This is a genomic window from Devosia sp. (genome assembly GCF_036406155.1).
Taxonomy (GTDB): domain Bacteria; phylum Pseudomonadota; class Alphaproteobacteria; order Rhizobiales; family Devosiaceae; genus Devosia_A.
On sequence record NZ_DASWVV010000105.1, the window covers coordinates 1 to 6848 of the forward strand.

Here is a 6848-nt window from a genome sequence, read left to right on the forward strand (position 1 = left end):
GGCCTCGCGCGCCGCCTGCTCCGCCTCCGCCAGGCGCCGCTCGTGCGCCTCCTGTTCCTGGCGGCGGCGGGCCTTCTCACCCAGCACCTCGAAGGCGGACTCGCGGTCGACGATGCTGTCATAGAGTCCGGCCACGGGGGAGTTGGCGATCAGCGCCCGCCGCTCCTCGGCAGCGATGGGGCCGACCTGCGCTGAGGGTGGCCGGATGAAGGTGCGCCCGACCATGGAGGGGACGCCCTTGTCCTCCAGCACCGAGACCAGCGCCTCGCCGATGCCGAGCTGGGTGATCGCCTCCTCGGTGGAGAAGGCCGGGTTGGGCCGGAACGTCTCGGCCGCCACGCGCACCGCCTTCTGCTCGCGTGGCGTATAGGCGCGCAGCGCGTGCTGGATGCGGTTGGCGAGCTGGGCCAGCACGGGCTCCGGGATGTCGACCGGGTTCTGGGTGACGAAATAGACGCCCACGCCCTTGGAGCGCACCAGCTTGACCACCTGCTCCACCTTGTCGACCAGCGCCTTGGGCGCGTCGTCGAACAGCAGGTGGGCCTCGTCGAAGAAGAAGACGAGCCTGGGTTTTTCGGGGTCGCCGACCTCGGGCAGCTCTTCGAACAGTTCCGACAGCAGCCACAGCAGGAAGGTCGCGTACAGCCGCGGCGAGCGCATCAGTTCGTCCGCCGCGAGGATCGAGACATAACCGCGCCCGTCGGTGGTCGTCCGCATCAGATCGGCGATTTCCAGTGCCCGCTCGCCGAAGAAGTGCTCGCCCCCCTGCTGTTCCAGTACCAGCAGGGCGCGCTGCACGGCGCCGATCGTGGCGGTCGCCACGTTGCCGTAGGCCGTCGAGATGGCCTGCGCATTGTCGGCGATCTCGACCAGGAGCGCCCGCAGGTCCTTGAGGTCGAGCAGCAGCAGGCCGTTGTCGTCGGCATATTTGAAGGCGATGTTGAGCACGCCCTCCTGGGTGTCGTTGAGATCGAGAATGCGGCTCAGCAGCAGCGGGCCCATCTCGGAAACGGTGGTGCGCACCGGATGGCCCTGCCGGCCGAACAGGTCCCAGAAGATGGTCGGGAACTTGGCCGGGGCATATTCGGTGAGGCCGATCTGCTGGGCACGCTTGACCTGCCAGTCGACCGCCTGGCCCATCGCCGCGATGCCCGACAGGTCGCCCTTGATGTCGGCGGCGAAGACCGGCACGCCGGCGGCAGAGAACCCTTCGGCCAGAACCTGCAGGCTGACGGTCTTGCCGGTGCCGGTGGCGCCGGTCACCAGCCCGTGGCGGTTGGCGTATCTGAGCGCAAGGTATTCGGGCCGGGTGCTGGTACCCAGGAAGATCTTGTCGTTGACGAGCATTGGTCCTCGCGGGATTCGTGGCGGTCGGCCTTTATAGCCGCGCCGGCGGGCCGCCGCCACCCGCCCCTCCTTGATCGGCTGCGCCCGCTCCCTATCTAGGCGACACCACCGCCACTTGGGAGAGAGCCGCATGAAGTGCCCGCACGACGGAGTCGAGCTGATGATGAGCGAACGGCAGGGAATCGAGATCGACTATTGCCCGCTGTGCCGCGGTGTCTGGCTCGATCGCGGCGAACTCGACAAGATCATCGAGCGCGCGGCACAGGAGGCGCCCCGGCAGGAGCAGGGGCGCTCGCGCCCGGCGGAGCCGCCGCAGCACGCCGGGCGCCGACCCGGCGAGCGCTACGAGGAGCGGCGCTACGACGATGACGACGACCGGAACCGCGGGCCGCACCGGAGGCGCGGCTCGTTCCTCGGCGAGTTGTTCGACTTCGACTGAGCCGGGCTTTCCCGGGCGAGCAGTAGGCGCGGGCGAACCAAATCTTCACGCCCGCGCCCTAGCCTTGCGGCATGAGCACAACCCGCCGCAGCGTCATCGCCGGCCTCGCCACCACTGCCGTGGCGGCGCCTCCCGTCTTTGCGCAGAACCCCGTCGATGCGCGCGGCTTCGGCCTGCACCCCGATCCCGGCGCCGACCAGACGGCAGGCTTCGCTGTTGCCTGCACGGCGGCGGCCGAAGCCGGGCTGCCGCTGTTCCTGCCCGCCGGCACCTATGTCGTGGGCACGGTCGACTTGCCGTCCGGCCTGCTGCTGCAGGGTGTTCCCGGCGCCACCGTGCTGCGCTTCGGTATTGATGGCGGCGCGCTGCGCGCCCGCGGCTGCAGCGCGCTCACGCTCGACGGGCTGGTCCTCGACGGCAGCGTGTCGCGCGCCGCGGCCGCCGACGGCCTCCTCCAGGTCGATGACAGCGACGGCGTCATCGTCTCGCGCTGCGCCGTCCGCGGCGGCCGCCGCAACGGCATCGCCCTGGCGCGCAGCGCCGCCCGCGTGCAGGATTGCGAGATCGCCGGCTGCGACGAGGCGGCGGTGTTCTCGCTCGACGGCCGCGGCGTGGCCGTCAGCGGCTGCCGCATTTCGGACTGCGGCGATGGCGGCATCCTGATCTGGCGCTCGGCGCCCGGCCGCGACGGCTCGGTGGTCTCGGGCAATGCCATCGCCCGGATCGACAGCCGCTCCGGCGGCAACGGCCAGTACGGCAACGGCATCAACGTCTTCCGCGCCGGCGCGGTGAGCATCACCGGCAACACCGTCACCGGCGCGCAGTTCTCGGCCATACGGCTCAACGCCACCGACGACTGCCAGGTGGTCGGCAACACCTGCCTCGACTGCCAGGAGGTGGCGATCTTCTCCGAATTCGGCTTCTCCGGCTCGGTGATCGCCAACAACATCGTCGATGGCGCCGCGCAAGGCATTTCCATCACCAACTTCAACGAGGGCGGGCGCCTCGCCACCTGCATCGGCAACATCGTGCGCAACATCTTCCCGCACTCGCCCGTCAATCCCGACACCGTCCCTGTCGGCATCGCCGCGGAAGCGGACACGGTGATCTCCGGCAACGTCGTCGAGGCGGTCCCGGGGCTGGGCATCGGCGCCGGCTGGGGGCCGTATCTGCGCGACGTGGTGGTGAGCAACAACGTCGTGCGCGAGGTCGAGATCGGCATCGGAGTGAGTGTCGCCCCCGGGGCGGGCAGAGCGGTCGTCTCCTCCAACCTGGTCTCGGCGGCGCGCCGCACGGCCCTTGCCGGCCTGGCTTGGAGCGACATCGTGTCGGACGATCTGGCCCTCGAGGCGGCGCGCTTCCCGGCACTGACGCTGAGCGCCAACGCCGTCGGCTGAGCCGCACCACGGCGGGTCCGATGGGTGTCGTGGCCGTCGCAGCCCCGCTATTCGAGGCGGAAATGGGCTGACACCGCCCGCATCTCGCCCACCACGGCGCCCCGCACGCTCTTTATGGGCCGCGTCGCAAAGCGCTCCAGCACCTCGCGCTGGGCCGCGTCGGGCTCGGCCAGGCCGAGCAGGAGGCCCGCCACCATCGCCTGGCTGGCGGCCATGTTGCCGTCGTCGCACTTGAGGGCGTAGCCCCAGCCCTTGTTCCGGATGGCGCCGCACTGCACGCCCTCGGCGCCCACCTTCTGCATCACCCGGCCGCCGAAGGCCTGCATCACCACCGTGTCGAGATGGAAGCTGCCGGCGACCAGCAGCGGATGCGACGTCGCCGCGTCGAACACGCGCGTCGCCGCGGCGGCCAGTGCCGGGGACAATCCGTCGCCCGTGGCCATGCGGGCGAAGCCGCGGGCCCAGGCGGAAAGCGGCGCCGCCCAGGTGGGAATGGAGCAGCCATCGGTACCGCAGCGGTCGGTGCCGAGCGGCTCGCTCACCACTGCCTCGATGGCGCGGCGGACCTCGACCTGCACGGGGTGCTCGCGCCCGACATAGCCGGAGGTCGGCGCGCCGAGCGCCAGCGCCACCGCCAGCATGCCGGTGTGCTTGCCCGAGCAGTTGTTGTGCAGCGCCGTCGGCTCCTCGCCGCGCTGGCGCAGCGCCTCGCGTGCCGCCGCGTTGCTGGGCGGGTGGGCGCCGCATTCCAGCGCCCCGGGGGCGAGGCCGATCTTTTCAAGGAAGCGGGCGACGCTGGCGACGTGCACCTCCTCGCCGTGATGCGAGGCGCAGGCCAGCGCCAGCTCTTCGTCGCCGAGGGCAAACCTGTCGATGGCGCCGGAGGTCGCCAGGGCCAGCGCCTGCATCGCCTTGATGGCGGAGCGCGGGAACACCGGACGGGAGACGTCACCGGCCGCAGCGATCACCCTGCCCCCGGCATCGACGACGACGAAGGCGCCGCGATGGCGGTTCTCGACGAGATTGCCGCGCGTCTGCTCGGCGAGGACGGGATTGGCTGGCATGACGAAAAAACGGCCCGGTGTCCTGTGCAGGGACTATACCGGGCCGGGAAAGTCAACTCTGTCGGAGGTCAGTCGGGTAGGCACGTCTTGCATGGGATGGTCGGGGCGCCGCTCCCCGGGGGGAGCGGCAAGGCAGATCAGATGTCCCAATCCTCGATCGGGGTCAGGAAGCGGGCGTTGACCCAGCCCCGGGTGCCGGCCGCCTCGACCAGGCACCAGTCGGAGGCGCCCTGGGGCGCCTCGATGCAGCGCTCGACCCAGACGCTGGACTGCGGCGCGAGAGCGCCGATGCGCTTGGAGTAGGAGGCGGGCCACTTGCGGACGTTGAGCACGTCCCAGCGCTGGACACCGGTCACCACGGCCGGCGCCTCGACGTCGTAGCCGGAGGCCAGGGCGGGCTGGACGGCAAAGGCGGCGGCGCTGGCGATGACGAGACCGGCAAGCGCGGCGACGAGCAGTTTTTCGTGAGTCCTGTTCATGTTCGGTCCCTCATCGGTCGCATGTATTTCGTTCGATGCAGGCAGAGTGCCAAAGGTGCCCTGAAACCGTGCTGAGTTTGTCGTTCAGGGGGCGTTCATCTAGCGGTCGGGAAGCGTTCATCCAGCGGCCGAATGTGTGGCAGGGGGGCACCCCTGGCGCCCCCCCAACGCTCAGTGCAGGAACCTGTGCACGAAGAGAATGACCGAATCCGGCGCGGTCATCTTCACCCCGACGACGTCGTCGGGCAGGAAATTCTTGCTGTCGAGGGCCTGCATCATGGCGGCGTTGCCGGCGATCCGGGCGCGCAGGGCGCCGGCATTGCCGGCGTGGCGGAGCGAGCCGACTTCCTCGCCGTCGCAGATCGGGCGCACCCACACGCGCGCCGGATCGGAGACCCCGTCCAGTTCCCGCTCGTAGACGCGCCGCAGGAAACCCAGCGGATCGGCGCAGGACGTCTCGGGCGTCGGCTCGTAGGTGCTTGGCGGCTTGGTGCTCTGGGCCAGCGGGGCGGTGACCGGCGCCAGCGCGAGCGTGGCGAGGGTGGCGACGAAGGCCAGGGAAAGCTTGTGCATTTCAATCTCCTCGGTGCAGTTCGGGGGCAGCTTCACGCCCGGATTTGATCGTCCCATGGTTGCCTCCTCGCGCTTGAACCCTGCCTGAGATCGCCGTTCACACCCGGTTCACGCCACGCCGGCCGGGGCCGGGCGATTGCGAACAAAACGCGAAAAATGCTTCCTAGTCGGACCATCCCGGGAGACGATTCGTTTTGCCTGCTGCCGCCGCCTATCTCGACAGCCTCAATCCCGAGCAGCGCCGCGCCGTCGAGCACGGCGTCGGCGCCGGGATGTCCGGCGGGCCGCTGCTGATCATCGCCGGCGCCGGTTCGGGCAAGACCAACACGCTGGCCCATCGCGTCGCCCATCTGATCGCCAACGGCGCCGAGCCGCGCCGCATCCTGCTGCTCACCTTCTCGCGACGGGCCGCGACGGAGATGAGCCGGCGGGTCGAGCGCATCGCCGCGCAGGTACTCGGCACCGGCGCCGGCGCCATTACCGACGCCCTGGCCTGGGCGGGGACCTTCCATGGGATCGGGGCACGGCTGCTGCGCGAGCACGCCGCGAGCATCGGCCTCGACCCCGCCTTCACCATCCATGACCGCGAGGACTCGGCGGATCTCGTCAACATCGTCCGTCACGAGCTCGGCTTCAGCGAGGCCAGGACCCGTTTCCCGGCGAAGGGGACGTGCCTCGCCATCTATTCGCGGGCGGTCAACGCCCAGGCCGAGATCGAGGAGGTGCTGAAGACGGCCTTCCCCTGGTGCGCCATGTGGGCAGCGGAGCTGCGTCGCCTGTTCGCCGCCTATGTCGAGCACAAGCAGCGCCAGAACGTGCTCGATTACGACGACTTGCTGCTCTACTGGGCCGCCATGATGCGCGACCCGGGCATCGCCGCCGAACTCGGCGCCCGCTTCGACCACGTCCTCGTCGACGAGTACCAGGACACCAACCGCCTGCAGGCGTCGGTGCTGCTCGCCCTGAAACCCACCGGCACCGGGCTCACCGTGGTGGGGGACGACGCCCAGTCGATCTATTCCTTCCGCGCCGCCACCGTCCGCAACATCCTCGATTTCCCGGCCCAGTTCTCGCCGGCGGCCGACATCGTCACGCTGGACCGCAACTACCGGTCGACGCAACCGATCCTGGATGCCGCTAATGCCGTCATCGGCGAGGCGTCGGAACACTTCACCAAGAACCTGTGGACCGAGCGGCGCTCCAACGACAAGCCGCAACTGGTGACCGTCAGGGACGAGGCGGACCAGGCGCGCTACGTCGTCGAGCGGGTGCTCGAGTGCCGCGAGGGCGGCATGTTGCTGAAGCAGCAGGCCGTGCTGTTCCGGACATCCAGCCATTCCGGCGCCCTGGAGGTCGAGCTCACCCGGCGCAACATTCCGTTCGTGAAGTTCGGCGGCCTCAAGTTCCTCGATGCCGCCCACGTCAAGGACCTGCTGGCCTTGCTGCGCTGGCTCGAGAACCCGCGCGACCGGGTCGCGGGCTTCCGCGTCCTGCAGCTGCTGCCGGGCATCGGCCCGGCCTCGGCGGGCCGGGTGCTGGATGCCATGGC

General features: G+C 69.9%; 7 protein-coding genes. 3 read left to right on the forward strand and 4 right to left on the reverse strand.

The features are described from left to right. Nucleotides 1–1347 (reverse strand): helicase HerA-like domain-containing protein (locus tag VGD93_RS06500; protein WP_395010380.1); only part of this gene is annotated, 1347 nt, incomplete at its 3' end. 130 nt (nt 1348–1477) lie between these two features. On the opposite strand from VGD93_RS06500, the gene VGD93_RS06505 reads away from it, so the two are divergent. Further along, nucleotides 1478–1786: a zf-TFIIB domain-containing protein gene (locus VGD93_RS06505; RefSeq protein WP_395010382.1), complete on the forward strand. Its 309-nt coding sequence runs from the start codon at nt 1478–1480 to the stop codon at nt 1784–1786. 71 nt (nt 1787–1857) lie between these two features. Continuing rightward, nucleotides 1858–3183 (forward strand): TIGR03808 family TAT-translocated repetitive protein, encoded by a 1326-nt coding sequence (locus tag VGD93_RS06510; protein ID WP_395010384.1) that lies wholly within the window; start codon nt 1858–1860, stop codon nt 3181–3183. Between the two features lie 47 nt (nt 3184–3230). On the opposite strand, the gene VGD93_RS06515 is transcribed toward VGD93_RS06510, so the two are convergent. The 3 genes from VGD93_RS06515 to VGD93_RS06525 form a co-directional block, all read right to left on the reverse strand. Then, entirely contained in the window at nt 3231–4247 is a 1017-nt protein-coding gene (locus VGD93_RS06515) for an asparaginase (protein WP_395010385.1), read from the reverse strand. Nucleotides 4248–4384: 137 nt separating this feature from the next. Continuing rightward, nucleotides 4385–4726: an SH3 domain-containing protein gene (locus tag VGD93_RS06520; protein WP_395010386.1), complete on the reverse strand. Its 342-nt coding sequence runs from the start codon at nt 4724–4726 to the stop codon at nt 4385–4387. Between the two features lie 171 nt (nt 4727–4897). Then, nucleotides 4898–5299 carry a hypothetical protein gene (locus VGD93_RS06525; protein WP_395010388.1) on the reverse strand — a complete coding sequence of 134 codons (402 nt, stop codon included), beginning with the start codon at nt 5297–5299 and terminating at the stop codon, nt 4898–4900. Nucleotides 5300–5493: 194 nt separating this feature from the next. Between VGD93_RS06525 and VGD93_RS06530 the strand changes: the two genes are divergently transcribed. Next, nucleotides 5494–6848: ATP-dependent helicase (locus tag VGD93_RS06530; RefSeq protein WP_395010390.1), on the forward strand; the 1355-nt coding region annotated here is incomplete at its 3' end.